The sequence below is a fragment of the Paenibacillus arenilitoris genome (assembly GCF_014705655.1).
Classification (GTDB): Bacteria; Bacillota; Bacilli; order Paenibacillales; family Paenibacillaceae; genus Pristimantibacillus; species Pristimantibacillus arenilitoris.
The window spans coordinates 1-1,940 of sequence record NZ_JACXIY010000078.1; the positions used below are offsets into that span (position 1 = coordinate 1).

The following is a 1,940-nucleotide window of genomic DNA, read 5'->3' on the forward strand; positions in this document are numbered from 1 at the left end:
CTGCTAGCTACGAGGCGGCTTGGCCCCTACCCCGACCGGACTTTCACCGGCTAGTTGTACCCAGCTTTGCTAGGCGCGCACGGACCTGAGCGCTCTTATTTCGATGAAACGGGTATCTATCGGCGTTTAACGGACATGAGAGACGTTATTGGCACGAATTGGTTTGTTACACGTCCCATTGAGGCGAAATAAGGTCGCTCGAGTCCGTTACCTTTTCCAAAGGCTCGATTTCGGCCAAATAACGGCTCTGGTGTCCGTTACGCAACGGACAGGCCGGCCTCTCCTGCAATCAATCGAACGGAACAGCATGCTCGCTTAGAGTCGGCCGCACGGAAAAAAGAGCCCGAAACGTTGCGCAAACGCCCCGGGCTATCCTTCCAGTCACCCCCTCCGGGCCGGCTTGGCTCGGAATGGACTGCGCCGCTCGCGGCCGGGAGGCTTGTACCGCGATGACTGCTAACGGACCTGAGCGCTCTTATTTCGTTGAAACGGGCATCTATCGGCGTTTAACGGACATGAGAGACGCTATTAACACGAATTGGTTTGTTACACGCCCCATTGAGGCGAAATAAGGTCGCTCGAGTCCGTTACCTTTTCCAAAGGCTCGATTTCGGCCAAATAACGGCTCTGGTGTCCGTTACGCAACGGATAGGCCGGCCTTCTCCCTGCGATCAATCGAGCGGAACAGCATGCTCGCTTGGAGTCGGCCGCACGGAAAAAAGAGCCTTGGGCGTTTTACGCAAACGCCCAAGGCTCTGCTTTTCCGGCGCGGACGCTCGCTTAGGCGCCCGCCGCCGCTAACCGCGAAATTCCTTCACGTACTTCGCGTAATCCCAGCCCGCGAGAAACCGCCTCGCCGTGTCCCTTCCGGATTGGTACAGGAAATTCCGCTCCTCGGGGCCGATGTCGAACTGCGTCGTCGTCACCCTGCCCGTCGGGATGAACAGCGTCCTCGCCCGCGAATGCTTATCGACATGCCGCTGGTCATGCGCGCGCAGCATCGTCTGGAACATGGCGCGCAGCATCGAGATCGGGCCGTTAATATCGTAGGGAGGCGTCAACTCCTGCTCGCCGAGCAGGCGGAAGCCGAAGGTCGGCCAGCGCGGAACGCCCTCGACGTCGAAGATCCAGACCGGATAATTGCTGAGCAGCGCGCCGTCGAGTACATAGTAAGGCTTCCTTCTCAGCTTCGTCCGGAGCCGGTAAGGCTGGAAGAAATAAGGGATCGTCGAGCTCATCCGGACGGCGGCGGCGATCGGGAATTTGGCCGGGTTCAGATGGTAGCGGGGGAGATCGTCGGGGAGAATGAGCATCTTGCCGCTGCTGATGTCCGACGCGATGATTTTGAGCTTGCCGTCCGGCAGATCGCCGAACGTCGCCACCCCTTTCTGCCTCAGCCAATACGCCATCTGCTCCTCGAGCGGGTCGTTCCGGTAGATGCCCGACCGCCGAAGCAGCGTGATGACTTTGCCGATCAGCGGCAGCGAATGGACCCACGTCTTTCCGCGCAGCCGGGCATAATCCATCGTATTCATCAATTCCTTCAGCTCAAGGCCCGTATATCCGCACGCGAGCAGCGCGGCCACCACCGAGCCCGCCGACGTGCCCGCCAGGCGCTGCCACTCCACGCCCTTCTTCTCCATTTCCTGTACCGCCCCGATAAAAGCGATTCCTCTGACCCCTCCGCCTTCGAATACGGCATCGGCTTTCATAGACGCCCTCCCTTCGGCCTTCCCCGGGCGAAACGCATGTTTACGGGGATACTACTATATAAATATCGCTTTTTGCCGAATTCATGATTGAATCGGGAGGAAGGGGAGGGAAACCGGCGCTCATCAAGGTCTCCCGTACATTGTAGTAGAGTAAAGGGCTGGGGTGACCAGCCCCTCCTCATCAAACCGTACGTGCGGTTTTCCCGCATACGGCTTTCCGATGCTCTT

At 58.9% G+C, this 1,940-nt stretch carries 1 protein-coding gene; it reads right to left on the reverse strand.

Features of this window, described 5'->3' with window-relative positions; genetic code table 11:
- Nucleotides 1–797 precede the first annotated feature (797 nt).
- Nucleotides 798–1,712: a patatin-like phospholipase family protein gene (locus IDH41_RS30980; RefSeq protein WP_190868224.1), complete on the reverse strand. Its 915-nt coding sequence runs from the start codon at nucleotides 1,710–1,712 to the stop codon at nucleotides 798–800.
- Nucleotides 1,713–1,940: the final 228 nt, after the last annotated feature.